General features: G+C 46.5%; 26 protein-coding genes. 11 read left to right on the top strand and 15 right to left on the bottom strand.

The annotated features are described in order from the left end of the window. Positions 1–96 precede the first annotated feature (96 nt). The 5 genes from QUB44_RS16700 to QUB44_RS16680 form a co-directional block, all read right to left on the bottom strand. Positions 97–564, bottom strand: a complete 468-nt coding sequence (locus QUB44_RS16700; RefSeq protein WP_333369408.1) for an NUDIX domain-containing protein — start codon at positions 562–564, stop codon at positions 97–99. Positions 565–601: 37 nt separating this feature from the next. After that, positions 602–1327 carry a peptidase gene (locus QUB44_RS16695; protein ID WP_333369406.1) on the bottom strand — a complete coding sequence of 242 codons (726 nt, stop codon included), beginning with the start codon at positions 1325–1327 and terminating at the stop codon, positions 602–604. 90 nt (positions 1328–1417) lie between these two features. Next, positions 1418–1657, bottom strand: coding sequence for a preprotein translocase subunit SecG (gene secG, locus QUB44_RS16690; protein ID WP_333030803.1), 240 nt, complete (start codon positions 1655–1657; stop codon positions 1418–1420). Positions 1658–1986: 329 nt separating this feature from the next. Next, positions 1987–3585 carry a 2,3-bisphosphoglycerate-independent phosphoglycerate mutase gene (gene gpmI, locus QUB44_RS16685; RefSeq protein WP_333369404.1) on the bottom strand — a complete coding sequence of 533 codons (1599 nt, stop codon included), beginning with the start codon at positions 3583–3585 and terminating at the stop codon, positions 1987–1989. Positions 3586–4012: 427 nt separating this feature from the next. Next, a complete protein-coding gene (locus tag QUB44_RS16680; RefSeq protein WP_333369402.1) occupies positions 4013–4708 on the bottom strand; it encodes a retropepsin-like aspartic protease in 696 nt (231 codons plus the stop codon). A 154-nt stretch (positions 4709–4862) separates the two neighbouring features. Here QUB44_RS16680 and QUB44_RS16675 point away from each other — a divergent pair, with 154 nt between their 5' ends. From QUB44_RS16675 to QUB44_RS16660, 4 genes are all read left to right on the top strand, one after another. Then, positions 4863–6299, top strand: coding sequence for a hypothetical protein (locus QUB44_RS16675; RefSeq protein ID WP_333369400.1), 1437 nt, complete (start codon positions 4863–4865; stop codon positions 6297–6299). A gap of 183 nt (positions 6300–6482) precedes the next feature. Further along, positions 6483–7235, top strand: coding sequence for an MORN motif-containing protein (locus tag QUB44_RS16670; protein ID WP_333163452.1), 753 nt, complete (start codon positions 6483–6485; stop codon positions 7233–7235). A 102-nt stretch (positions 7236–7337) separates the two neighbouring features. Continuing rightward, on the top strand, positions 7338–8051 hold the full coding sequence (locus QUB44_RS16665) for an MORN motif-containing protein (RefSeq protein WP_333369398.1): 714 nt from the start codon (positions 7338–7340) through the stop codon (positions 8049–8051). Between the two features lie 177 nt (positions 8052–8228). Beyond that, complete coding sequence (locus QUB44_RS16660) at positions 8229–8849, top strand: DUF6391 domain-containing protein (protein WP_333369396.1); 621 nt, start codon at positions 8229–8231, stop codon at positions 8847–8849. Between the two features lie 225 nt (positions 8850–9074). Here QUB44_RS16660 and QUB44_RS16655 read toward each other — a convergent pair whose 3' ends face one another. Beyond that, entirely contained in the window at positions 9075–9824 is a 750-nt protein-coding gene (locus QUB44_RS16655; RefSeq protein WP_333163457.1) for a Uma2 family endonuclease, read from the bottom strand. 194 nt (positions 9825–10018) lie between these two features. Between QUB44_RS16655 and cax the strand changes: the two genes are divergently transcribed. Beyond that, positions 10019–11119 carry a calcium/proton exchanger gene (gene cax, locus QUB44_RS16650; RefSeq protein ID WP_333041818.1) on the top strand — a complete coding sequence of 367 codons (1101 nt, stop codon included), beginning with the start codon at positions 10019–10021 and terminating at the stop codon, positions 11117–11119. Positions 11120–11251: 132 nt separating this feature from the next. On the opposite strand, the gene QUB44_RS16645 is transcribed toward cax, so the two are convergent. Beyond that, positions 11252–11896, bottom strand: coding sequence for a hypothetical protein (locus QUB44_RS16645; RefSeq protein WP_333369394.1), 645 nt, complete (start codon positions 11894–11896; stop codon positions 11252–11254). Between the two features lie 163 nt (positions 11897–12059). Then, positions 12060–13724, bottom strand: coding sequence for a DUF655 domain-containing protein (locus QUB44_RS16640; RefSeq protein ID WP_333369391.1), 1665 nt, complete (start codon positions 13722–13724; stop codon positions 12060–12062). Positions 13725–13915: 191 nt separating this feature from the next. On the opposite strand from QUB44_RS16640, the gene QUB44_RS16635 reads away from it, so the two are divergent. Together QUB44_RS16635 and QUB44_RS16630 are read left to right on the top strand one after the other, a co-directional pair. Next, positions 13916–14317 (top strand): DUF7682 family zinc-binding protein, encoded by a 402-nt coding sequence (locus QUB44_RS16635; RefSeq protein ID WP_333369389.1) that lies wholly within the window; start codon positions 13916–13918, stop codon positions 14315–14317. A 113-nt stretch (positions 14318–14430) separates the two neighbouring features. Next, entirely contained in the window at positions 14431–15621 is a 1191-nt protein-coding gene (locus tag QUB44_RS16630; RefSeq protein ID WP_333369387.1) for a cysteine desulfurase family protein, read from the top strand. A 72-nt stretch (positions 15622–15693) separates the two neighbouring features. Here QUB44_RS16630 and QUB44_RS16625 read toward each other — a convergent pair whose 3' ends face one another. Next, positions 15694–15846 (bottom strand): hypothetical protein, encoded by a 153-nt coding sequence (locus QUB44_RS16625; protein WP_333369385.1) that lies wholly within the window; start codon positions 15844–15846, stop codon positions 15694–15696. A gap of 67 nt (positions 15847–15913) precedes the next feature. Between QUB44_RS16625 and QUB44_RS16620 the strand changes: the two genes are divergently transcribed. Then, a complete protein-coding gene (locus QUB44_RS16620; RefSeq protein ID WP_333369383.1) occupies positions 15914–16555 on the top strand; it encodes a hypothetical protein in 642 nt (213 codons plus the stop codon). Positions 16556–16941: 386 nt separating this feature from the next. Here the strand turns inward: QUB44_RS16620 and thiL are convergent, their stop codons facing one another. From thiL to QUB44_RS16605, 3 genes are all read right to left on the bottom strand, one after another. Next, positions 16942–17937 carry a thiamine-phosphate kinase gene (thiL, locus tag QUB44_RS16615; RefSeq protein WP_333369381.1) on the bottom strand — a complete coding sequence of 332 codons (996 nt, stop codon included), beginning with the start codon at positions 17935–17937 and terminating at the stop codon, positions 16942–16944. A gap of 32 nt (positions 17938–17969) precedes the next feature. Beyond that, positions 17970–18284, bottom strand: coding sequence for a hypothetical protein (locus QUB44_RS16610; protein WP_333369379.1), 315 nt, complete (start codon positions 18282–18284; stop codon positions 17970–17972). A gap of 238 nt (positions 18285–18522) precedes the next feature. Further along, positions 18523–19647 (bottom strand): peptidylprolyl isomerase, encoded by a 1125-nt coding sequence (locus QUB44_RS16605; protein ID WP_333369377.1) that lies wholly within the window; start codon positions 19645–19647, stop codon positions 18523–18525. 566 nt (positions 19648–20213) lie between these two features. Between QUB44_RS16605 and efp the strand changes: the two genes are divergently transcribed. From efp to QUB44_RS16590, 3 genes are all read left to right on the top strand, one after another. After that, on the top strand, positions 20214–20771 hold the full coding sequence (gene efp / locus QUB44_RS16600; protein WP_041622404.1) for an elongation factor P: 558 nt from the start codon (positions 20214–20216) through the stop codon (positions 20769–20771). A 200-nt stretch (positions 20772–20971) separates the two neighbouring features. Continuing rightward, positions 20972–21529 carry an acetyl-CoA carboxylase biotin carboxyl carrier protein gene (gene accB, locus QUB44_RS16595; protein WP_333369375.1) on the top strand — a complete coding sequence of 186 codons (558 nt, stop codon included), beginning with the start codon at positions 20972–20974 and terminating at the stop codon, positions 21527–21529. 30 nt (positions 21530–21559) lie between these two features. Then, the gene (locus QUB44_RS16590) at positions 21560–21952 is read left to right on the top strand and encodes an ArsR/SmtB family transcription factor (RefSeq protein ID WP_006631662.1); all 393 of its coding nucleotides are present in this window, start codon (positions 21560–21562) and stop codon (positions 21950–21952) included. A gap of 115 nt (positions 21953–22067) precedes the next feature. Here the strand turns inward: QUB44_RS16590 and QUB44_RS16585 are convergent, their stop codons facing one another. The 3 genes from QUB44_RS16585 to QUB44_RS16575 all read right to left on the bottom strand — a co-directional run bounded on the left by QUB44_RS16585 (position 22068) and on the right by QUB44_RS16575 (position 24355). Further along, the gene (locus QUB44_RS16585) at positions 22068–22823 is read right to left on the bottom strand and encodes a GerMN domain-containing protein (RefSeq protein ID WP_333369373.1); all 756 of its coding nucleotides are present in this window, start codon (positions 22821–22823) and stop codon (positions 22068–22070) included. Positions 22824–23085: 262 nt separating this feature from the next. Next, the gene (locus tag QUB44_RS16580) at positions 23086–23568 is read right to left on the bottom strand and encodes a hypothetical protein (RefSeq protein ID WP_333369372.1); all 483 of its coding nucleotides are present in this window, start codon (positions 23566–23568) and stop codon (positions 23086–23088) included. Position 23569: 1 nt separating this feature from the next. Further along, on the bottom strand, positions 23570–24355 hold the full coding sequence (locus QUB44_RS16575; RefSeq protein WP_333369370.1) for a hypothetical protein: 786 nt from the start codon (positions 24353–24355) through the stop codon (positions 23570–23572). Positions 24356–24571: the final 216 nt, after the last annotated feature.

Below are 24571 nucleotides of genomic sequence, written 5' to 3'. Positions count from 1 at the left end.
TAACAGTCGCGGACGCAAAAAGTGCTTTGACAGGCTACTTATAACGTAAAGTGAACAATGCACATCCTACATAAACAAGTGTGTGTCCAAGACTGATTAACACTCTTTCCTCGCGTCCAAAAATGCTTTGACTTCCCTTAAAACTTGCCGATTCCCATCAAAAGTAATCAGCTTAACTGCATCCTCAAAGGAACTCCAGGCCGAATTTTGAACTTCCTCTACTTGCAACTGAACTTCCCTTGAATTTACAAAAGCCAAAAAATAAGTAACAGTCTTTTCAATTGATTCCCCTTCCTTGGCAATGGAATAATGTTCCACAGAACTAGGCTTCCCTTCCTTAACAAAGGAATAACGTTCCACAAAACTAGGCTCCTCAAGCACTTCACAATCACGGATGCCAGTTTCCTCCTCAAACTCCCGCTTCGCCGTTTCTAGCGCAGATTCTCCCTGATTCGCGTGACCTTTAGGAAACGCCCAATGTCCCGCTTGATGTTGAATCAACAAAAACAAACTATCAGTTTCAGTCGCAAAAACTGGCACAATGCCAAAAGCTTCATCTTTCATTTTTTTACTGACACGATTTTACATATCAAAACTAATATTACCACCCCAACCGAGTCGGCTGTTCGTAAACGCGCTTCAAAGTATTAACATCCCTAGCCGAAATAGGCGGAGGGTTTCTCACTTGAGAAAAATAAAGCACATCAGTTTCTATCAAACTGTGGCCCCAAATTCCCAAAGCATGACCCAACTCGTGCCGCGCCGTCGCCGGAATATACTTACCCACTTGATTCGGATTCAAATAAACCGAAAACCGATGAGATAACACGGTTTTATCCCCATCCCGACGGGCGTACAATTCATAGGTAGCCTCTCCAGAGCGCGATCGCAAAACCCCTTGACGCAAAGGCGGAGCCCGACGTAAAATCCTAATATCAGCCACCTCCGAACTATCCACCACTTCCAAAGGCAAATAAACCCCCCATTCCCGCACCACATCCAACACAGCCGCCACCCATTCTTCAGACCTATTAGCATCAACTGGACGCTCAACATAAACCTGAATGGGAAACTTAGACCATAGCAAATGACCGAAAGTCGGTGGCTTAACCAGGTCAAAATAATCACCGCTATCCGTGGAATCTTGCCAATTCGCTAGCATTGGTGGCAAAGGGTGAACCTGTGGATGTGGCAAACTATTCGGGAGAGGAGAAAGACTCGCCGCCGGAGTATTAACCTGAGTAAAAATTATCAGGCTAAAACAACATAAAGCCAATCCCAAACCAGCCAGCAATCGAGATTTTACCGTAACTTTCCACAACCGCATTTTGCAACCGCAGATAGACACAAATAAACGCAGATGAACTTGAGATTATCTGCGTCTATCTGCGTTCATCTGCGGTTAAAAATCCGAATCTTATAACTTAGGCGTCAACCAACCAGCACTCAAAATCACAGTCAAACCCATAAAAACAATAGACAGACCCCAAGTAATCCGGTTCAGACTCGTTTCTGCACTCTTGGCACTGGTAAACAATTGAGCTTGTCCACCAATCCCTCCAATGCCATCGCCTTTAGGACTGTGCAGCAACACAAAAATCACAAGTCCTAAAGCAGACAAAGACCAGATAACTTGTAACACAGAAACAATATTCATAATCTGGAGTAATTGGTAATTAGTAATCGGTAATTTATTATCATATCAAATTTGGTCGATCGCACACAATTTATGCAGAGACACTCCAAGAGCCCAAGGCGTGTCAACTTAAGCCTGAAAGCCTTGATAAATCTCGTTTTTACCTGAGTCCCGATCCCCCTAAATCCCCCTTAAAAAGGGGGACTTCGATCCATTTCCGGTTCCCCCCTTCTTAAGGGGGGCTAGGGGGGATCTAGGCTTAATAGTCAAACAGCAATTCTGTGACTGGGTTTGACGTTAAATTGACACGAAGAAGGGCGAAAGCCTTTGTCCCTACTGCTGCGTCCCTACTACAATCGGACTCGCACAGGAGTGCGATTGGCGCGAACTTCAAACTCAGCCGATCGAATCATAGAACGTCCCGTCATCTCCGAGGGCTGAGGCAACCTCAACAGCTCCAGAATCGTCGGCGCAATATCCGCCAAACAACCATCCGCCCTCAGAGGAACATCCGTTCCGTGACCCGGAATCTTCCGACCTTCGCCTTCTACCAGAATAAACGGCACCGGGTTAGTAGTGTGAGCCGTCCAGGGATTCCCGTCGTCGTCAAACATCTGCTCAGCATTTCCGTGGTCAGCAATAATAATTGCCGTACCTCCAGCTTTACTAATGGCGCTCAACAGCCGCCCCAAACATTTATCCACAGTTTCGATCGCAATTATCGTCGCATCCATCATCCCCGTATGACCAACCATATCCGGGTTAGCGTAATTAATCACCATAAACGAATAGATGCCTCTTTCCAAAGCCGTCACCACCCCATCCGTCACCAAGTCCGCCGACATCTGGGGCGCCTCATCGTAAGTCCCCACCATCGGGCTCTGCACCAACTCCCGGTGTTCCCCGATAAAAGGCTCTTCCAGACCCCCATTAAAAAAATAAGTCACATGAGCGTACTTTTCAGTTTCCGCCGTCCGCAACTGCTGCAAACCGTGCTTAGAAATCACCTCGCCCAGAATATTGTTCAAATTCTGCGGTTCAAAAGCCACCATTACCGACAGTTTCGGGTCGTACTGAGTAAAAGTCGCAAACGCCAGGGGTTCAATTAACTGCCGTTCAAACCCCTTAAAATCGGGAGATACAAAAGCCTGAGTCAATTCTCTAGCCCTGTCCGGGCGAAAATTGAAGAAAATTACCCCATCGCCGGATGCCACTGCTCCGCGGGCAATTCGAGTCGGAACTGCAAACTCGTCGGTCACTCCTTCAGCATAGGAGGCCTGCAACACATCCACAGCCGATCGACCGTCAGGAGCACCCTCAGTCGTCATCACCTCGTAAGCGCGTTGCACCCGATCCCAGCGCTTGTCCCTGTCCATCGCGTAGTAGCGGCCGCTAATGGTCGCAATCCGACCCACCCCGACCTCTGCGATATAACTTTCAATCTTGCCTAAAGCTTCGACACCCTCTTTCGGAGTAGTATCACGACCGTCTGTAATCGCGTGAATGCAAACCTCAGAAATTCCCTGTGCCTTTGCTAATAGCAGCAAACCCTTAATATGACTGAGATGGGAATGAACCCCACCTTCAGAACAAAGACCAGTCAGGTGCAACTTACCGCCCGTGGCGCGGACTTTCTCGCAAAGCTCAACCAGCGCGCGGTTGTTGAGCAAAGAACCATCTTCCACTGCATCCGAGATCCGCACCAACTCTTGAGGAACCACGCGGCCCGCGCCCAGATTCAAGTGACCAACCTCTGAGTTACCCATTTGCCCGTCTGGCAGCCCTACCGCCCGGCCCGCTGTTTTAATCAGAGTTCTGGGATAAGCGGCCCAGAGACTGTCCATCACGGGTGTTTTTGCAGCGGCGATCGCATTTCCGTCTTTTTCTTCACGATAACCCCAGCCGTCTAGAATAATCAGCACTACAGGAGATACAGACGCTTGTGCCATGCGAATACCTTATTTACAATAATTAATTTCTCGATCGTCATGTATTTCCGATCTTGCGGAACATCTGCCGCTAATCAGTTTACATATTTTCTAGGCTCCGGCTGAACCATGCCTACCAAAATTCCCTTAGCCACAGTATTTTGGGAACTAATCTCGACCTGCTTTGGGAATTGTTTAATTGATTGCCTTGCCCTGTACTGTGAATGCACAGTCCGAGGCTGTTACCGATCTCACCAACAGCGACCCTGCTTTTGCCGGCGCATTTTCACGAATTGTTCAACGGTAGCTTGCTATTTAAACACTGAGAAGACTACCACAGATTGCCGACTTTTACTACTGCCTTAAGGAATAGATTAAACAGGTTTGACTGGGCTGGGAATAACTTTAAACCTGTTGAGCAAAAATCCGTTTCCGAATCAGCTCACTTTCAGCGGACATAAAATTCTACAACATCTTTTTTAATTTTGATATCGTAATTGCCAAAGAAATCGTGACCGAGCAGACCTATTGGCATTTGTTTGGCGATCGCCACTTCGACATTTTGGATCACAGCACCCCCAACCCGAATCGATCGCACCAGACCGATCGGGAACTCGACAACGCTACCGTCAGCGATCCCCGCTCTCACGGTACGCACCGGCCTTACTCCCAGTGCAGTAGCCATCCGCTGAGAAATCAAAGTGCCGCTAGCCCCGGTATCGAGAATCATCTCAAAAGTCTTGTTGCCGTTAAATACCACATCAATCACCGGCGTCCCGCCTGCGCGGCGCTTGATTTTAGCTTGAAATACCTGTGGATTTCCCGGTGGCTTCGCCCGTTGATTGGCTGGGGGTTTGGCACCAGGATTGGATGGGTTCCAAAACTGAGAGTACAATTTGCCAGTTGTGAATCCCGATCCTGCGATCGTGCGATCGATCTGCTGGGAACTCACATCAGGCACCAATGTCATCACCTGGGTTTCTGGCTGATGTGAATGAGAATACACCTCGCCGCCCCCCACCGAGCCCACACCCACCAAAACAGTCGCAAAAAGCAAGCCCGATCGCCAAATCCGCTTGAGAATCACTTTTGCCATTAATCTAAATACCTTAATTAATTCAATATGTCGAACAACGACCGCCATTGATATCCTAACTTGCTCCAGAAAACCCAGCGCCCGAAGAGCCTGATCAGATCATGAAGAAAACTTGGCAATTTTTAAGCGATCGCATAACATCGAAACACAGATAAACTTATAAACGGCAACAGGCTGTAATTGCAGAGCCTTGTTGGAAATCTTGAAATTAAGGATTTGGGGGCGATCGGCAATGCACAAACTTTTATATTTTGCGACTATAGGACTACTAGCTTTCTCGATCGGAGGATGCGGTGGCGACGAGGCCAACAACATAGTCAGCCCCAGCCCCAGCCCCATTGCAGCCTCTCCATCTCCGGCAGCCACTGCCAGCCCCACCCCACCAGCTCAGGCTTTCCCGTCCCCAATAGTAGCCGCCCAGCCTCCTGGGTTAATTCGATCGACCAACCCAGACGAACGAGCAAGACAGGCTCAAACAAATATCGGCGACAAAAAGGACAGGAATCCAACGCTTCCGCTTCAGCCGGTGCCCCAAGGCCCTGTGACAGCCAATCCTTCTCAGTTAGACCCCTTTGGGCCGCTGCCGCCGATCGTATTACAAATCCCTGCAGGAGCCAACGGAGCGGGTGGGACTACCTCAGAACTCCCCAAACTTCCACAGCGACAAGTTGCCGTGCTACCCGAACTTCCCGAGTTATTGGCTCCCCCCCCAATTAACAGGCCGGGTCAGACGGTTGCTGTCACCAGCCCACCCGGCGGTCGAGCGGGCACTCAGCAAGTACCAGGTCGAGGGCGAGGCTCTTTACTTCCCGGAGGTGATGGGGGGCAAATTGGCTCGCCGCCCCTTGTTCCAGGGCTAACTGCTCCTCGGTTAGGTGGCGGTGGCAGAAATGGTTCCTTACCCGGAGGCACCGGGGGACAAATTGGCTCGCCGCCCCTTGTTCCGGGGCTAAATGCTCCTCAGTTAGGTCGTACTCGTACCTCCCCGCCTGGACTCGAACCCATTGCAGCGAGACCCATAGGAGTCCCGGATCTGCCGGAACTGCCAGTTGACAAGCGCCCGCCCCAATGGAGAGACCCCAATGCCAGGGTAGCAAGAGGTCCTGGCACCGGTCGTCCTGGAACTGGGCCAATAGCAGTTAGACCCCAAGATGCGCGGAATCGGCCGACTCCCCGTCCTCCAGCACCCCCGCGCCCGCCCCAGCCAATAGCAGCGAGACCTATAGGAGTGCCGGATCTGCCGGAACTGCCAGTAGACCAACGCCCGCCCCAGTGGGTAGACCCAAATCCGCCGCCTCCTCCCGTCATCCCAGTAGTTCCGCCACCGCCTTCTACTGACATCGCTACAGGCACTGAAGTCAGCGGGGTGGTAAAAGTCGGGAACGAGACGCAAGTGATTGTCAAAGTACCGAATGAACCCACCAGCCGATATGTCAAAGTCGGGCAGCGGCTGTCTAACGGGCAAGTGTTGGTGAAGCGGGTCGATCTCAAGCAAGGAGCCGATCCGATCGTGATTCTGGAGGAAAACGGCGTTGAGGTAGCCAAAGGTGTTGGCGAAAAACCTGCAAGTCCCCAACCACAACCGGCCAATGCAGTTATTAGCCGTCTCCCAAATCCGAATAGCTCAGCGCGACGCTGAAAATTGACAGTAAAGCAGGAAAAATGCTAAAGGCAAAACTTAGAGTTTTTGCCTTTTTGCATTTAGGGCAGATCTCGAACCTGAAGGTAAAATTAGTAAAGGGATTAAAAAATAGAGGACTTTTCAGCGAGTATTAGCTTCTAGAAAATCTCTATTAGTAATTAAAGTTAAAGGAGATCGATCATGCTCGGTTCAATTCAAAAAGTAGGGATGGTGATATTAGTTGCTTCTTGTATCGGCAGCGCCACTAATCTCTTGAATCCCCAGCCATCAATGGCTCAAGCAACACCTGATCCAAAACCCGAAGAAGGAAAACGCTCTCCCTTCTGCCAAGGAAACCCTCCGACGGGGAGAGTGAAATGCAATTACGAGGGAGGCGATAACTACGAGGGAAACTTCGTCAACGGCCTGCCCGACGGCACTGGAGTCTACGTGTACGCTAATGGGGATCGCTACGAAGGAAATTTTCGGAATGGAGTGCCAAATGGTAGAGGGACTTTCATTTTTAAAGATGATGCCCGCTACACAGGCGTGTTCCAAGACGGCACAATGAGATCTGGGACGGTCGTGTTCCCTAACGGCGAGCGCTATGTCGGAAACTTCGCAGTCGTCAGGAACGTTCAGACTGATGCCATTAGCAGTCAACCATCAGGGCGGGGTCAGTTTTTTTATACCAATGGCGATCGCTACGAAGGACAATTCTTTGCAGGTTCGCCCTTTGGCCCTGGGGTATTGGTGCGGGTAGACGGCACTCGCTGTTCCGGCAGATTTTTCAATCAAGAACTTGACGCTAGTGTCACCTGCACTTTCCCGAACGGTACCCGCTATGTAGGAGAACTGCGAAAGGGAGTACCCCACGGTGTCGGAACGATGATCGATGCTAGAGGTAGGCGCTTTCCGGGGGTATTTCGCAACGGCAAGCCCGGAGTTTCGTAAAGGATAGATTGAGGTTTTCAGCCAACTTTTGACAACAAATGGGTCAAAAGACAAAGGGCAGAAGAAGATAATATCTAACACCGCATAGGAGAAAGTTGATTGATGATTTCCCGTTCTTGGATCAGTGGAATCGCTTTATTAGTTGCATCAGTTTTGGGAATTGGTAGTTACGCGACTTATCCCTTGCCCTCAATGGCGCAAGGAACAGAAGCTAAAACCGGTCGCTGCGTGCCAGCTATCGCTACAGGTAGAGTTAGGTGCGATTATGACAGTGGTGATAGCTACATCGGACAGTTTGTGAACGGTTTGCCCAGTGGCACTGGGGTATACATATATTCCAACGGCGATCGCTATGAGGGGCAGTTCCGTCTGGGCAAACCAAATGGTCGAGGACAATTTATATTTAAGGACGACGCCCGCGTGGAGGGCATATTCCGAGATGGCAAAGTTAGTTCCGGGACAGCTATTTTTACTAATGGCGATCGCTATATAGGGTCGTTTTCTCTCGATCAAAAAGTAGGCGTGCCCACTGGACAAGGGCAATTCATTTTTGCTAATGGCGATCGCTTTGTGGGTCAATTTTTAGGGGGCAAGCCTTTAGGTACGGGAGCGTTCACCCGGGCTGACGGCAGTCGGTGTTCGGGACAGTTCTATACTCAAGAACTTGATGGCAGGGGTAACTGTTCGTTCTCCAACGGTATCCGCTATCAGGGAGAGTTACGCAAGGGATTGCCTCACGGCAAAGGCACAATTATCGATACCAGAGGCCGGCGAATTCCGGGAGTATTCCGTGAGGGCCAGCGGGTAGAGCAATAAACTGGGAATAAGTGCGATCGGTTAGTAAGGGCAGGTTGAGGGCTAATAATTTTTGCACAAAACCTGCCATTGCTAGGTGTTAAAGTCAAAACTATTGATAACTTAGGACCTGCTTTTTCTCAACCGAATTGCTAATGTTAAATATCCACTTAATGGAGTTAATGGAGGCGTTTTGATATGACAACTACTGCTTCTGCTTCCGGCCGCACCGGCGAGTTTCCCTTCGACTTTGCCCCGCAGCGGACTCAAGATGCTGATTTGTTGCGACAACTCAATTTTCTGCCCGGTTTGAAGGAAGTCTTGACTCTGCGCCAAGTTCATGCTTTGGAACACGCTACTGTTTGGGTACTGGGCCAATCGCTTGGTGCGACGACAGCAAGAACCGATAATGAGTTATTGGGCGGGATGTCCACAGACCAAGGGTTTTATCTTTATGGCCACGTTAACATTGCACAGTTGCGTCAGGCAGTGCGCGAGGCTTTGCAGCGGATTGCCAGCGGAGAGTGGGATTTAGCTGTACATCCCCGCTGTGGCACAAATGTGTCGGTGGCAATGCTGCTAACGGCAGGACTTGCTGTCGGCATCAATTTAGCCCTACCTCGCGGGCCCATTCTGCAACTGTTAGGTTTGGGTGCAGCGGCGGCGGCTGCGGCTCAGTTAGCTCCTGATGTGGGATCTCTGGCTCAGCGTTACGTCACAACTGCTATTCCGTTTAATTTGAGTGTGGTTGATATTACTGTAAGTCACGACTTCTGGGGACGCGAAGCTCATTTTGTTCGGGTGCGTTGGGTTGAATAGTTGCACAGTATCAAGCCCGATCGATATATCTAACTCATCTGCGTTGATCTGTGTTTATCTGCCTGTATCTGCGGTCAAAAAAAGAGAATTTTGCAACCGCAGATGACAATGGATGAACGCGGATTCACGCAGATGAAAATCAGAGATATCTGAATAATTCTGATGCAGCGCGGATTTGATATAACTAATAATAATTAACTCATGAATTCTGGGTCATCGAAGATCCTAAATGCGATCGGGATCTACTCCTAATTCTCGCAACCTCACCGCCAATCTTTCAGCCCGTTGGCGATCCACCGCAGCTTGCTGCTCAAGTTCCTGGAAGCGAGCTTGTTCTGCTTTAATCAACCCTTCAACTAATGGCGGAGACAGTATTTCATTCACTGATAATGTCAGATTTGGAAATACTACAGACACCATTTGTTGCCCCGGCACAAAATCTGTCTGGGTATAGATGTCTTCACCTTCAGGAAAGGCTAGAACTCTCACCAGTTCCTTGTTAGGTGTAGGGTCAACAATTACATATTCAGGTACGTTAGCTAGTTCGTACTCAGCTCGTTTAATCACATAATCTGCACGCCGATTTTGACTCACTACTTCTATGACTAACAGGGGCTTTTCCTCAAAATCGAGGATACCCGAACCTGGTCTAGCAGCAGCTTGTTCCAAAAGACTTTGAGTGCAAACAACTACATCAGGAATCCGAGAGATATCTTCTTCTGTTCTTACTCCCAGCCCTGTTTTTGCTACTAAGTCAAGATTGTGTTCCGCTAGGTAACGCTGCAATTTGTAAACTAAGTATTCGCAAATTTTGATATGTAAAACTGTTGCGGTTGGCATCGGAATTAATTTGCCTTTGTACAGTTCATATTGTAGATCGGAATCAGTTTGATAAAATCGGTATTCTTCAAAGGTCAAGGTGGGTGAAGTATCAATTTGCTTTGATTCAACAACTGGCACTACAGATTGAGACATATCTTTTCACCGATGTCGATATAATTCTATTATATTCAATCTGCCTCGATCTGGGTGCAGTTGCGGTTAAAAATTCCCACTTATCGATCGCACTCGCCACCCGAACAGCCAGAGAATAGTTGAATAGTGTAAAATCAACTTGACGATCGCCCCGACAACTCGACCTCACCCTTCCATACACCATCCGAGTTCCTATGTCAATCAAAAAAATTCTTTCCATAGCGCTGTTAATTTTTATCCCCATTTCCATCGCTGCTGAGTATTTGCACTGGGGTTCCCTCGCAGTTTTTATTACATCCGCTTTAGGCATTATACCTCTGGCTATTTGGTTGAGCACAGCAACAGAAGAAGTGGCGATCGTTACAGGCCCCTCCATAGGCGGCTTATTAAATGCAGTCTTCGGCAATGCTACGGAATTAATTATTGCCATAGTTGCCTTAAAAGCTGGCTTAATTGACATTGTGAAAGCCAGCATAACCGGTACAATTATCAGCAACTTGCTCTTAGTCATGGGATTTTCCATGCTGTTAGGAGGAATTCGCTACAAAGAACAGGAATTCAAGCCAATAATCGCGCGGGTGAACGGTTCCACAATGACTCTAGCAGTGATTGCCATCCTGCTGCCGACAATGGTAATTTACACATCCAATGGAGTCGAACCCGCCGCCATTCAGAACCTTTCCTTAATAACTGCGATCGTCCTAATTGCAGTTTACGCTCTAACTCTCCTATTTTCATTAAAAACGCACAGCTATCTTTACGATGTTGGGCTACTAGAACTAGAGTCAGAAAATCCTCAAAATACCAAAGAGGAATCTACTACGCACAAACCGAATTTGTGGCTGTGGATAGGGGTGCTAGTTGCATCAACTGTTGCGGTTGCTTTTGAATCAGAAATTTTCGTAGGTGTTGTCGAAGAAACTACCAAAGGATTGGGATTAACGCCGCTGTTTACAGGGGTAATTTTGTTGCCAATTGTTGGCGGCGCGGCTGAATATGTAACTGCGGTGGGAGTTGCGATGAAAAACAACATGGATTTGTCAGTTTCTGTCGCAATGGGTTCGAGTTTGCTAGTTGCTTTGCTGGTAGCGCCGGTGTTGGTGATTATCGGGTTAGTGATTCATCAGCCGATGGATTTAAATTTCAATCCATTTGAAGTAGTTGCAGTTGCCATCGCAGTGACAATTGCTAATCTAATTAGTCTCGACGGGCGTTCTAATTGGCTCGAAGGAGTGCTGCTTTTAGCAACATACATCGTGTTAGGAGCAGCATTTTACTTTCACCCCATTACTTAAACAAATAATTTTCCGGGAGGGGCAATCTCCCGTGATTGCCCCTCCCGGAAAATAACTTCTCTTTTTTCTGGTTTGTTATTCCTCTTTGTCTTCTGCCGTTAATTAAAACAATAATTTTAGGACAGAAAGTAATTACGGACAGCGACATTGTTGAACAGGAAAACACTCTCGTCTGCAACTTCTTTTTTTACCTTTACTGTCGCGACAGTCTGAAGTATCCCGACATTCTACCTTATCTTGACAAATTTGCTGACGGGGAAAAGTACCTAAGTTTTGTATAGAAACTTCAGCCGTAAGCGCACCCTGTTCTATAACTTGGTCATTTTCTTTGATTTCATAGAGAAACTTATTTTCTCCCTCTAAAACCGAAAAAGTTCTTGTTTTGTGACTGTTACCCAACTTAAATCCAAAATCCTCGGAAAACTCACCTTTGTTGTAACCTCTGTCTGTGTAGGGATAAGGGTTAGTTTCCATGCCGTCAGTCACATTTTTAATCATCACCCTTCTGTTAGGGCCGGGAGGAGTTTTGCTGGAGACAAATCGAGCGCTTTGCGAATCAGGGGAGAAGACAGTACCTGCACAGGGGCCTACATATTCAATGCGCTTAAATTGAATCAAATTAATATTAAAAGCGTTTTCGTTTTTGACCCTAAATTGTGCTTCGCTAGTCGGCTGGGCGCTGACTGTGAAAGCTGCTAGAATCAAAAAAAATGCCCCCACCAAAATAGCGAGGAATTTGATTGGTGCTTTCCCCGTAAAATATCTGGCGTGTTTCATCTCTCTATACCTCTAATGTGAATAGATAGCATTTTGTTTAGGAGTTATTTTAACTTGAGAGCAGATGTGTTGTCAAAGTGGATCGAATAGGTTTATAGTGAGAAATTGACTCTTTGATGCTGAGTTGCGAAAGGAAGGACTGAAGTCCTGAGTACGAACTTAATTACCAAGTTACTCGATCGCGCCATCTATCTAAAATCTTGTCCCCGATTCCCTGTACCCGTGCCACATCTTCCAAAGAGGTGAAAGGTTGCTGTTGCCGCGCTGCAATAATTCTCTCGGCTAACTTCGGGCCAACCCCAGGCAAGGTTTCTAATTCTTCCTGAGTCGCGGCATTCAAATTAACTAACTTTTTACCTCCAGCAATTTGAGGTTTAGCACTCGTCGCTTTTGATGCTGCTTGTAGTGAATCGCACTCTTTTTTCTTAGCATCAATTCTCTGTTTGATTCGGGCGGGGATTCCCAAGGTTGCACCTTTGTAAAGCCGATCAAACTCCCGCTCAAAATGGGCTGCAACTACGGGACTCTCGATCGCCAGCAGCGTCTCGTCATTCCCGTGATTTGCCGCCTCACTCCAGTTGTGAGAACCTGTAAGCACCGTTTTGCCGTCCACAACGCCGAATTTGTGGTGCAGGCGATCGCCCATTGGTAACAGGGGTACTCCCACCGTAGTCAGCGGCTTTCTCCAAGGGCGATTGTCAGTTTCTAACCCACAATCTTGCATCAAAGCCGCCCCCATCATATCCAACCCTTCACTGTAAGAGCGATAAATAAAATTAGAGTCAATTAAAGCTCGCACCGCAACTCCTCGCCCAGCTTCAATTTCCAAAGTATTTGACAACCGCTGAGCCGAAAATACAAACAATGCCAAATCAACCGACTTTTTCGCACTACCCAAATTTCGGTTTATCAAACTGTTAACGCTTTTTTCCCAAGGCAAAGTCTGGGAAGTCGGCGAAAATTGCACCGCCACTGTCGCATTCCCTACTCTTACTTTTTGCCCTTGACGAAACGGCTTTTTGATGCCAAAATTGCTGTCCGGTTTGCCTCCGGGTCCGTCGCCCCACATGATGTTAAATTCTTGAGTAAATAGTTGCGCTATTTGAGCATTTTCAATTTTCACCAAATTGTTCGCATTACCGCGACTTGCGGCTGTCTTGAAATCGCCATGTATATCGCTTGTGGTAAAATTAGCAGAAGTGACGATTACCGTTTGGCCATCAATTACCACAAATTTGTGGTGCATCAAACCACTGCCTTTACTGCCGTCAGCAGTATCGTCAATTACAGGAATCCCCGCATCTTTGACAATTACCAAAGCATCGTTTTGCTTGATTTCATCGGCACTCAATTTACCGTCTTTATTGCGATCGGCAAGTTGCAGAAATTCGGTATAACGATCGCGCTCTCTTTCCGGTAATTTCGCTAAATCCTGAGCTGTAAAATCGCTCCAAGGGCGACTATAGATATGTTCCACAATTAATCTAACTTTAATTCCTGATCGCTGTTGATCGGCCAAAACCCTCGCAATACTGGGCAAGCGAAACTCCTGAACCGCTACATCTACCGTCGATCCAGCACTGGCGATCGCAACAGCGATCAAGTTTTCTAAATCATCTCCAGGTCTAGTTTGCTGGCGGTAAGGCTCTGTATAACTCGAAGCGATCGACTGATTGAAGTATACTTGCAACAAGGGGTCTTGAGGCAATGGAGCCAGACTGAGAGGTAAATTCTGCACGTCTTGCTTTGTTTGTCCGCAGCCCGCCAGATTGATCGCCACCAGCCCAGCACAGCAGAAACCGAGTAAATGATAATAAATTACAGCCACAAAATTTTAAAAAATATAGAGGTTATTAGCCGAACCACAGTTCAAAGCTATTGGATCAAGTAAAGTTACAACCTATTAAATTTATGCAAGGGAACAGATTTTACGTCTTGTAGAACTGCCTCGATGCCGGAAGCATCACTGGTAGGGTAGCAGCATTCAGGGGCGTGGGTCAAACCCGATACCGCTGCTTTATGGCTAAAAGAAAAAGAATTTTTCCGTGCGGTCACAAAGGATATGGTAAAGCGTGCCATCGCTGCACGCAAGAGTTGGTGGCGCAGCAGCATTACGTTGAAGTGCTGACACAAAAACAAACCAAAAAGCAAGAGAGGGAAGCATCATTTGCTCGAGATATCATCGATCTCAGAGGCCTGCCCGACCACGTAGTTACTAAAGCCCGGTCAATTATAGCAGCTTTGGGCGACAATAAGAATTACAGAGATTTCGGCGGCAAACGCCTGCGTCACAACCGTTTGATAATCAGTATTCCTGTAACTCGCAACTACAGAATGCTTTGTGAAGATTGCGGCACTTTCTTAATTCCCCAAAAAGTATTGTCGCACGAAGACTACAACGTCTGTAAACCAGGAAGTTAGTCATCAGTTATTGGTTATTGGTAGCCACTCACAACAGTCAACAGTCCACAGTCAACAGTCAGCAGTCAGCAGTCAGCAGTCAACAGTCAACTTTCATTAATTAGTTATTTATCATGCAAATTTACCTCGACTATAGTGCCACAACGCCCGCACGCCCAGAAGCGATTCAAGCCATGCAAAAAGCCCTGACTCAGCATTGGGGTAATCCTTCCAGTTTGCACGAGTGGGGACAAAGGGCGGCGACAGCTTTAGAATTAGCAAGAATGCAGGTTGCTAGCTTGATTAACGCGCTACCGGAATCGATGATTTTTACCAGTGGTGGCACTGAAGCGGACAATTTGGCAATAATGGGAATTGCCCGTCTTTATACAAAGCCACAGCATATTATTATCTCCAGCGTAGAGCACTCCGCAGTAGCAGAACCGGCGCGACAACTCGAACAGTTGGGATGGGAAGTGACGCGCCTACCGGTTGATAAATTTGGGCGCATTCACCCTTTGGATTTGCAAGAGTCGCTGCGATCGAATACAGTGTTAATTTCAATCATTTACGGACAAAGCGAAGTTGGGACGCTGCAACCAATTGAGGCATTAGGACAAATTGCTCGCGATCGCAATATCATGTTTCATACCGATGCAGTTCAAGTTGCCGGCAAGCTGCAAGTTGACGTGCAGAAACTCCCCGTAGACTTGCTTTCGGTTTCCAGTCACAAACTTTACGGGCCACAAGGCGCAGGCGCGCTTTACGTGCGTCCGGGAGTAGAATTAGTGCCAATGTTGGGCGGTGGTGGCCAAGAATTGAAAATGCGTTCCGGGACACAAGCGCTGCCGGCAATCGTCGGTTTTGGGGTGGCGGCGGAGTTAGCATTGCAGGAAATAGATGTGGAAACGCCGAGGTTAATTGGATTGCGCGATCGACTTTTTGACCGATTATCCCACGTACCCAGTTTAGTACCAACTGGCGATCGATATTGTCGGTTGCCGCACCACGTCAGTTTTTGCATAATATCCCCTTCTTCCCGCCCTTATCAACAGAGAGATACAGGGCGTATCACAGGCAAAACTATCGTGCGGCAGCTAAATTTAGCAGGAATTGGCATTAGTTCCGGTTCTGCTTGTAGCAGCGGCAAACTAACTCCCAGTCCGATATTATTAGCAATGGGATATGACGAAATCGGCGCAGTGGGTGGAATTCGCTTGACTCTAGGACGAGAAACCACAGAAGCTGATATTGATTGGACAGTAATTGCGATCGAGCAAATTTTGGATAGATTAATGCCAAAGGTAGCATTATCTAGGCGTTAGCCGGAAAACCTGCGGTTAAAAATCAAATAAACCGCGTTTTTTTCCATCTCTTCGCACAGTAACGAAGTATTCTCAAAAAAACCTGGTTTCGACGCACCCATGTCTCCAAGAATAAACTAATTCATCTGCGTCCATCAGCGTACACCCGCCGACATCTGCGGTTAAAATTCCCAATAAACCTGGTTTTTTAGCATTTTTGCCGACAGTAACAAAGTATTCTCGCAAAAACCTGGTTTCGACCCACCCCCAAGCATGGTAAAATAAATCCCGGTGTTATTCACAACTCCCCACAATGGACGAAAACCGCGCCCAAGCCTATCTGCAATTAATTCACACCCTGCTGAATTGCCCCAACGGAGAGGAACCGCAGATTTTACAGGATAACTCCGAATTACTTGATCGCGGATTTCTGGAAACTTGCGAGTTAGTAGCATCAACCTTGGCAGAACAAGGAGGCGAGAATGGCGCTAATTTCCTCAGAAATCTGGCCAGTCAGCTATGGCAATTCATCGATATGAACGATGACGAAGATAGCAATAACTCTGAAAGTGAAAATTTCCAAGAGTATGCAAACTTTTTCTTAGAATTATTGCGAGCAGAACAAGATATTAATAGCGATATTGCAGTAGTTTACCCCATGCTCGAACAACGGCAACATCTCCTCAATGCCCGTTTTGCCGAGATTTTACAGGAAGTAACCCAGAAGTTAATTGACGGCGAAAACTCAGAAACAATTAGCTCAATTATCAGCCTGATTGAAAATTTGAGTGTTCATATTAGTGACTTTCCCAGCGGTAATAGAGCTAACAATATTGAAATTGCCATTACAGGTTATCAAATAGTTTTAAATAATCGGGAACCAGGAAGCGAAAAATGGACGCAAACTCAAAATAATTTGGCTATTGCCTACAATAACAGAATCAATCAATTTTAGATTTTAGATTTTAGATTTTAGATTTTAGAATTGAAGCATTGACCTCACGGATAAATTCGGGGGTTCCTTTATCGGATACAGGTTTTTTATTTCTGGGTCCTGAGTCTGCTTTCGGAATGAATCCGGGGGCTTGTATCCTGGATGCTTTCGGTCAACGGTTCGCTGGCGGAAAATCTGTAATATCAAATCCGTTAACATCGGAATAGTAAATTCGAGTTCACTGTTCACGGCGTTGACTGTTGACGGTTCACGGCGTCAACAGTCAACCGTCAACAGTCAACATCATGTATGAGTGTAACCGGAAATGATATAACGGGCAAAAACTAGGCGCTTGAAACCGCGTCTACACAAACTTTCATCCACTCCCAGTGAACAAGGGAGATAATTCAGAAGTGTTGAAATCCTTGATCGAGCTTTAATATAGCATCAGAATAAATACCGCTGCTATCAGTCAACCAGATATCGGTGCTCTCAGTAGCGGTTCCCACAATTGCGGCTCGGTTTCCTATTTTTTCTACCAATAACTGAGCGCTTGTTATTGGCAAAAACAGCACTAACTCGAAGTCTTCGCCGCCGTATAATGCCCAATCTAAAGCTTTTTCGGTTGATACAATTTCGCTGAAAACATGGGGAATGGGTATTTTTGTACGATCGACTTTTGCGCCAACACCGCTAGCCCGACAAATTTGAATAATCGCATCAGCTAAACCGTCGCTGCTGTCCATTCCGGCGATGGAAAACTCACCCGCAGAATCTAAAATCTCCCAAACAACCGGCAAAACATCCAGCCTCGGTTTAGGGCACTGGTGAGCGAGAATTAAGGAAGCCCGATCGACCTTTTCCAGATTTTGCCCGAATTCTGGATTTAACAGCAATTCTAATCCCGCGCGGGAGGCTCCGTGAACACCGGTAGCGACAATCGCCCAATTCGATCGCGCATTTGACCGACTAATGGTATGATCGCACTCAACCTCCCCAAAAGCCGTAATCGCCACCGTCACCACGGGCGATCGCACAACATCCCCACCGACGATCGGCGTATCATATTCTTGCAAGCAAGCCGTCATCCCCCGATAAAACTCTTCAACCCACTCCACAGCCGTATCCGCAGCCACAGCGAGGGCTACAGTCACCGCCAGAGGCTTTGCTCCCATCGCAGCCAGATCCGACAAATTTGCCGCTGCGGCGCGCCATCCTGCGTAATAAGGCCCCGTAGTGCGATCGCTAAAATGCACTCCATCCACCAACATATCTGTAGTGATAGCAAGAGATTGGTTGGGAGTTGTAGGCATGACAGCGCAATCATCACCAACTATCTCTGCGGGGCAGAATTTTTGTAATATTCTTAAAAGACCTTGTTCACCGATATCTTTAACTTGCATAAATTTGAATTAGTCGATCGCACTTTCTCAATTCACCATTCCTTACCCGAACTCGGTGGCAAGCGCAACCTAGGAAACCTATAAAAAGTATCCCCTTCATCATCTACCTCTAAAATCGCCGAAAAAATCTTAACTTGCCGAGTTAAATACTGCTGAGCAACTTCAGCCTCAACCCTAGCATTAGCCGCCAGTTGAATCAACGAAATTTGACTGTTTTGAGTTTCCAACAACTGATAAAAAGCCTCATCTAATCGCTGCTTTTGCTTGCTTTCATTCACATTTTTTACAATCAACAAGCCTGCGAATCCGCCCAAACCCATTACCAATAAAAATTGTAAAATAGCCATATTCTCGATTTAATTCCTAATTTAAATAACGAAACTATAAAAATTATCTCTTCTTCCAGCCCGCTGATGCGGGATTTATCTGTGCAGAAGCGATTTCAACCTCCTTCACCATCTAGAAACGATTTCAATGCCTGTCACTATTGATTTTTTCAGCCCGCGCAGGCGGGCTTTGTTTCTGTAAAAGCGATTTCAGTCGCCGTCACTTTGGTGTAAAAGCGATTTCAATCGCCGTCATTAATTAAACTTGAGGTCGCACCAAATTTTCGATTCCTTTAACTACCTTAGCAGATACAATCTTGTCTCCCTGCTTCAGTTGCTCCAAAACTTCTTTTCCTTCAATCATGTAACCAAAAACAGCATAGCGGCCGTCCAACAGATTCAGACCGGCGGGCGTGAGTTCAGGTTCAAACAAGAAAAAGAAAAACTGAGAAGAAGCGCTATCAGGGTCAGTTTCTGTACGGGCCATGGCCACAGTACCGAAAGCAGAAAAAGGCAAAACAGGTTCGTCACGATAACGCCCCGCATCTTCTAGAGTAATCCCGTAAATAGGTTCTTTTTCCTCCCTGACGAGCACTTCTAGCGGTATATTCCGGTATTGGCCAGTAGCTGGGTCAATAAAACCCTCTTCCTTGCCTTCGGGGTCTCCCGTTTGCAAAACGTACGATTCTTCCGATCGAATAAACGGCAAACCGTCATAAAAACCTCGATCGACTAAATCCACAAAATTACCAGCCGTAACCGGGGCGCTGTAGCCGTCAAGCACAACAGTAATTTCCCCTTTTTCAGTTTGTACAGCCACAGTAGCGCGCCCTTTCAGTTGAGGCAGATTAGCATACTTTGCCGGCACTTCAAACGGAAACTTTGTCACCATCAACTCTTCGATTTCGCCTACCGAACCTAGGATGGTGGCTTTCAAATCAATCACTTTGTCCCTGTCTTTAGCCTCAACAGCCTTTTCCAGTTGAGCAACTTTCTCCTTGACTCCTGCAACTAACGCCTCAGCTTCCAGCTTTTTGGCGTCGGGAATACTCTCTAAAAGGTCAGATTCCCGAAGGTTGAGAATCCTGGAAGCTTTACTGACATCGCTGCTAATAGGCCCCCAACGTTTAGACCGTATGTGGTTGCCAATGTCTTCGAGACTGACTTGCAACTCCCGTACAGTCTGATTGTCAATAGGTAAAGCGAAGCGCAGCAGCGCCCGGCCGTCCGTAATCGCATTCCCTGCAGGCATACTGCTGCTGGGGCGTTTGGCATGGGAGACTGCACTGAAACTCAGGGACAGAGTGAACAGCAAGAGCGCTAAAGCGACGGTTTTGACCCAGCGCTTGCACGTATCGATCGAGAAATTAGGCCAATGCAACATAACTTTAACTTTTATTGCCTCTCTTATCTTCCCACAGCGCTGCCCGCCCTCTAAGCTGCTACCCATCTAAAGTGTCTGTTGGTTTGGCTGAGGAGGGAGTTGCCCACTAACAACAGTCAATCGATTTTAGATTTTAGATTTTAGATTTTAGATTTTAGAGGCGACCCCACGGATAAATTCGGGGGCTTGTTGATCGGATACAGGTTTTTTATTTCTGGACGGATGAATCCGGGGGCTTGTATCCTGGATGCTTGATTGTCAACTGACAACAGCCCACTGCCCACTGCCATTAACATTTCAGTACAGCACTTGCTCCCTTTGAACGGTAAAATAAAATGCCAATTGCTTTTTGATGCAGTCAGCTAGACTGCGGCTTTAACCTGACCCGCTCAAAAACGGATACAATCCCCAGACTCCTGTCGTGGAGAGATCAAAATTTTAGACCAAGGTTCAATCTCCCAAATTCATCTGTGGAGTAAATCTAAAGTCTAAAATCTAAAATCTAAAATCGACTGACTGTAGTTCCCCCGTGCCCCAAGGCGACGGGATTGCCCGCAAAAATTTATATGATCTCCAGTAACGACTTTCGACCAGGTGTTTCAATTGAATGGAATAACGGCGTGTGGCGGGTTATCGAATTCCTCCACGTCAAGCCAGGAAAAGGCTCGGCTTTCGTGCGGACAAAATTAAAAAACGTCCAAACCGGAAACGTAGTAGAACAAACCTTCCGGGCAGGCGAGACTATGCCTCAAGCCAACCTGGAAAAGAGTGTGATGCAGCATACCTATAAAGAGGGCGACGATTTCGTCTTTATGGATATGGAAACTTACGAGGAAAGTCGCCTCAATGCTAAGCAAATAGGCGATCGTGTCAAGTACCTCAGTGAAGGGATGGAAGTCAGCATCCTGCGCTGGAACGACCAAATCATGGAAGTGGAACTGCCCAACTCTGTTGTCTTGGAAGTGCTGCAAACCGATCCCGGAGTCAAAGGAGATACTGCCACTGGTGGCAGCAAACCCGCGATCGTCTCCACCGGAGCTCAGGTTATGGTGCCTCTATTTATTTCCATTGGAGAACGGATTCGGATTGATACTCGTGAAGACAAGTACCTCGGCCGAGAGTAGAAACGAGGGAGGAAAAGGGAGTTTTTAGTTTTTAGTTCTGAGTTATGAGTTAAAGAAGTTAAAATTCAATACTCATCGCTCACAGCTTAAAAACTATCCCTTTTGCCTCCAAACTCGGTGAATTCTCCTAGCTTCGCCTGATTCTGAATTTTCAATTTTCAATTTTCAATTTTCAATTCTCAATTACCCTTGAATCTGCTGTGCAACTAGACTTAAACCAGCTTTGCGAACTGCTAACTGTATTAGACAAAACTGGCATTTCGGAACTGACCTTAAAAAGTGGGGATATTGAACTGACAGTACGCAAAGGCATTCTGGCAAGTTCACCAGGCACCTCTGCTGCGCTCCCTGCTGCCGTGGCGACTGTCGCTCCGATCGCGTTGGGCGCTGTTACTAGCCCCACCTTAGCGTCACCTCCTGCTGTTGACCAAAATTTAGCAGCGGATCTGGCTGCCCCTGTACCGGTCGCCCCTGCAGCCGTGCCTACTGCCCTGTCTGTCCCTGTCGATACCAAATGGGTGTCAATTATCTCGCCGATGGTAGGAACCTTTTATCGCGCTGCTGCTCCCGACGAGCCACCTTTTGTCAATGTGGGCGATCGCATCAAGGTCGGCCAGACAGTCTGTATTATCGAAGCGATGAAGCTGATGAACGAGATCGATGCTGATGAAGTCTCCGGTCAAGTGATGGAAATTTTAGTTCAAAATGGCGAACCTGTCGAATACGGTCAAGTGTTGATGCGAATTAATCCGGATTAAAGGATTACTTTATTGTTATGGACAGAATAAATGCTAATATTTCCCGATCACTTCTCTCCGGTGAGTTTGATGAAGTCATCCCAGCCTGTCCCGCAAGAGGTCGTGCAACAAGTTGCTGAGTATTTCAGTATTTTGAGCGAACCCATGCGTTTACGAATTTTGAACTTGCTTCGCGACGGCGAAAAATGCGTGCAAGAATTGGTGGAAGCTACTCAAACGAGTCAAGCCAATGTTTCTAAGCACCTAAAACTCATGCTCCAAGCTGGTATCCTCACTCGCCGGAGTGAAGGAACTTCAGCTTATTATAAGGTGCAAGACGAGTTGATTTTTGAGCTGTGTAATATGGTGTGCGATCGGCTTGCCAGCCGGATCGAACAGCAAGCCCTACACTTTCGGGCATTTAGCCTAACTACGAAGCACTGAAAATTAGTTGCCAGTCCTCAATTCTCAATCCTCAGTCATGAGTCATCAGTTATCAATTCCTATTCTCGGCCTTCAGACCGATGACTAATCACTTGTAACTAATGACTCATTATTACTAAAGGGGAAAATTTTTGTCAAAACTTTGGCGGGTACTCGGCTGAGCCACCTCCAAACCTTCGCCCCCTAAAAGTTCTAAAGGTTTCCCTTCGACAGAAATCCAAACCTTGGTATTCGGTTGTAAACTCGTAGCCGTATAGATAACTTGCCCTAACCGGCCAGTCATCGAATTGCTCCCTCCCCCCGAAGTAAATTCTGCCGACAAATCGACATAAACTCCGTCATTCTTAACACTCAAACCTCTGAGTTTTGTCCCATTAGGAATTTCGCTAGAAACAGTTCCATCCTTCGGCCCAGCCAACAAACTGTTAAAAGCAGCTTGTAAAGCTGCATCAGGCTTGTCAGCTTGTTTGACAGCTACTTTCGTAGGAACTCCCTCAAATTTGCCGCTCGCATCTTTAACCCAGTAGACTTGCACCGTCTGGACATCAGTCTGCGGCAAAGGTTTTGGCTGCGACGACTTTGGCACTAGAGCGTTAGGCGTCTGAACCTGCGGCGTCTGAGCTGTAGGCGTCTGAACCTGTGGCACTTGTACAGGATTTGGAGGGGGCACGGGGATAACTACAGCAGGAGATTCCGCAGGACTTGGGGACAGCGGCGGAGCGGTAGTCTGAGCAGAAGACGGCGTATCTGCGGGGGTTGGCGAACGGTTCGCGGTCCACCAGGCAATGCCCCCTCCCGTCAGTAAAGCCAACCCGCAAACACCGGCAATGACGGCTGTGGAGGCGCGGCGTACTTCTTGTCCATCTTTCATAATACAAATCCTCTTTAGAGATAGAGCGCTTGACACGGTGAGGAGCTACTCCCGATCGGCTACATTTGTTTTTGCTGAGATTCAGGAACTGGGAACAGCTAAACTGAAACAATCCTGGCATCTTTAACAGCTTAGGAGCTATCTTTAATTTTGACACTCTCCCGCTGAGAAATCAGCTAAAAGTCTGAAGGTAAAATGTGGAAGGCACTTATGCTCTGGCATATCTGAAGTTTACCTGACATTTTATCTAACTCGTAAATTACTATAAATAAGTAATGTTTTGCCAAACATCACAATCGGTAACACGTTGAAAATCTTTAATATTTTTAGTTGCAATAATGACTTCACGACCAGGATATTGCTCTTTGAGTAGACACCATTGAGCAACCAGAATGCAGTCTACATCAATGTTCTCCTTGATTTTATTAGATTGACTAATATATCTTGCTTCAGCCCATAGTTCGGCAGCCTTTTCTAGCACAGCAAAAGTTACTGGTTTAAATTCAATTAAGTCTCTCAGGTTGTCTAACTCTTGAACACTTTTGCTTTTAATACGAATGAATTCGCGTCTAACTTCATAATCACAGATATCAGAAAAAATTATAGACGCACCTTTCGATAATAGGCGTTCAAACCATTGTGTGCATTGATGAATCTCCTTGGCTAGCTTCTCATCTTCCGACAATTTTTCATCAAGAGGTGTAACCAACAAAGTAAGAATATTAGAGTCGAGAATTACAATCACTCTACAATTTCCATCCTTTTGCTGCGCTAATAGTTTCTATTTGTTCAAGTCGTGAATTTGCCCAATCGATTGCAGCTTGGTTCTTCTGAATTTGTAATTCACGAGTAAAGATTTGATTTGAATGAGAGTCTATCGAAGGTTGTTTTTCACTTCTTGTTCGGTTTTCTTCGATTTGCCATAATACTGCTCTAGCAGTGTTTTTTAATCCAACTAAAGATGAAAAAACAGATTTGTTATGATTGGCTTTATCCGGTTTTAGGCTAGAATCATTCAAAAATGCCAATGCTATATTCTTAACGTACTCTATTAAGTCTTGTGGGAAGTAGAGAAGATATTCTTCTAAACGCTCTGATAGTTCCACCATACCCGTGTAGAGCCATCCATATCGGCGTTCTAGATCTATTTTTTCTTCAAATCCACTCAGCATAACACTCTGAGCTATGATTAATTCCCTCAAGCCATCCAGGAATTTTTCATGAGCTTCAATTTCTTTGAAGGTATCACGTGCTAAAAACTCACTATATTTTGCTTTAATTACGTTTAAAAGCGGTCTGTATTCAGAATAATAAATCTCAATTTTTTGACCTAGATGTTTTGCTTCTCTAATCCGTTCTAACAATTCAACAATTTTCAACAGATCGTTAAATGATTCTTCTTTAGAAATCCGCGCTTCATCAGATTCAAACAGCTTTTCTAAGGAATGTTTGATTAAACTCAGCTCACCCCACATCACCTCCTCAGTGTTTGACAGCAATGCTCTAATTGAATTTTCTGTAGTGACTGTCATAAGAATGCAACTCCATAAAGAAGGCTTTTATGCTCTATGGGAGCAAAAGAACTACAAGCAGCGTATTCCTTCTATTATGATACATGACAATCTCGTTGAGACTATAATTTTTTCCCCAAACAAAAAGCGCCCCTATTAATAGGAGCGCTTTTTGTCAATCAAAGACTAAAACTTAGCCATTGATAGAAGGAGCAACCAAAGCTACAGGAGTTGTCT

It is taken from the genome of Microcoleus sp. AT3-D2, from assembly GCF_036705715.1.
In the GTDB taxonomy this organism is placed as follows: domain Bacteria; phylum Cyanobacteriota; class Cyanobacteriia; order Cyanobacteriales; family Microcoleaceae; genus Microcoleus.
Note: the sequence above shows the minus strand (reverse complement) of the source record. Positions and strands in the feature narration are given on the sequence as shown.

Excerpts from the sequence above, each read along its gene's own strand:
- QUB44_RS16655 (WP_333163457.1), bottom strand. The coding sequence starts at position 9,824 with ATGTCTCAATCTGTAGTGCCAGTTGTTGAATCAAAGCAAATTGATACT.
- QUB44_RS16585 (WP_333369373.1), bottom strand. The coding sequence starts at position 22,823 with ATGAAAGATGGACAAGAAGTACGCCGCGCCTCCACAGCCGTCATTGCC.
- QUB44_RS16680 (WP_333369402.1), bottom strand. The coding sequence starts at position 4,708 with ATGGCGGTCGTTGTTCGACATATTGAATTAATTAAGGTATTTAGATTA.
- QUB44_RS16695 (WP_333369406.1), bottom strand. The coding sequence starts at position 1,327 with ATGCGGTTGTGGAAAGTTACGGTAAAATCTCGATTGCTGGCTGGTTTG.
- cax (WP_333041818.1), top strand. The coding sequence starts at position 10,019 with ATGTCAATCAAAAAAATTCTTTCCATAGCGCTGTTAATTTTTATCCCC.
- QUB44_RS16610 (WP_333369379.1), bottom strand. The coding sequence starts at position 18,284 with ATGGCTATTTTACAATTTTTATTGGTAATGGGTTTGGGCGGATTCGCA.
- thiL (WP_333369381.1), bottom strand. The coding sequence starts at position 17,937 with ATGCAAGTTAAAGATATCGGTGAACAAGGTCTTTTAAGAATATTACAA.
- secG (WP_333030803.1), bottom strand. The coding sequence starts at position 1,657 with ATGAATATTGTTTCTGTGTTACAAGTTATCTGGTCTTTGTCTGCTTTA.
- QUB44_RS16635 (WP_333369389.1), top strand. The coding sequence starts at position 13,916 with ATGGCTAAAAGAAAAAGAATTTTTCCGTGCGGTCACAAAGGATATGGT.
- QUB44_RS16575 (WP_333369370.1), bottom strand. The coding sequence starts at position 24,355 with ATGACAGTCACTACAGAAAATTCAATTAGAGCATTGCTGTCAAACACT.
- QUB44_RS16605 (WP_333369377.1), bottom strand. The coding sequence starts at position 19,647 with ATGTTGCATTGGCCTAATTTCTCGATCGATACGTGCAAGCGCTGGGTC.
- QUB44_RS16700 (WP_333369408.1), bottom strand. The coding sequence starts at position 564 with ATGAAAGATGAAGCTTTTGGCATTGTGCCAGTTTTTGCGACTGAAACT.
- gpmI (WP_333369404.1), bottom strand. The coding sequence starts at position 3,585 with ATGGCACAAGCGTCTGTATCTCCTGTAGTGCTGATTATTCTAGACGGC.
- QUB44_RS16665 (WP_333369398.1), top strand. The coding sequence starts at position 7,338 with ATGATTTCCCGTTCTTGGATCAGTGGAATCGCTTTATTAGTTGCATCA.
- QUB44_RS16620 (WP_333369383.1), top strand. The coding sequence starts at position 15,914 with ATGGACGAAAACCGCGCCCAAGCCTATCTGCAATTAATTCACACCCTG.
- QUB44_RS16645 (WP_333369394.1), bottom strand. The coding sequence starts at position 11,896 with ATGAAACACGCCAGATATTTTACGGGGAAAGCACCAATCAAATTCCTC.
- QUB44_RS16660 (WP_333369396.1), top strand. The coding sequence starts at position 8,229 with ATGACAACTACTGCTTCTGCTTCCGGCCGCACCGGCGAGTTTCCCTTC.
- QUB44_RS16670 (WP_333163452.1), top strand. The coding sequence starts at position 6,483 with ATGCTCGGTTCAATTCAAAAAGTAGGGATGGTGATATTAGTTGCTTCT.
- efp (WP_041622404.1), top strand. The coding sequence starts at position 20,214 with ATGATCTCCAGTAACGACTTTCGACCAGGTGTTTCAATTGAATGGAAT.
- QUB44_RS16630 (WP_333369387.1), top strand. The coding sequence starts at position 14,431 with ATGCAAATTTACCTCGACTATAGTGCCACAACGCCCGCACGCCCAGAA.
- QUB44_RS16590 (WP_006631662.1), top strand. The coding sequence starts at position 21,560 with ATGCTAATATTTCCCGATCACTTCTCTCCGGTGAGTTTGATGAAGTCA.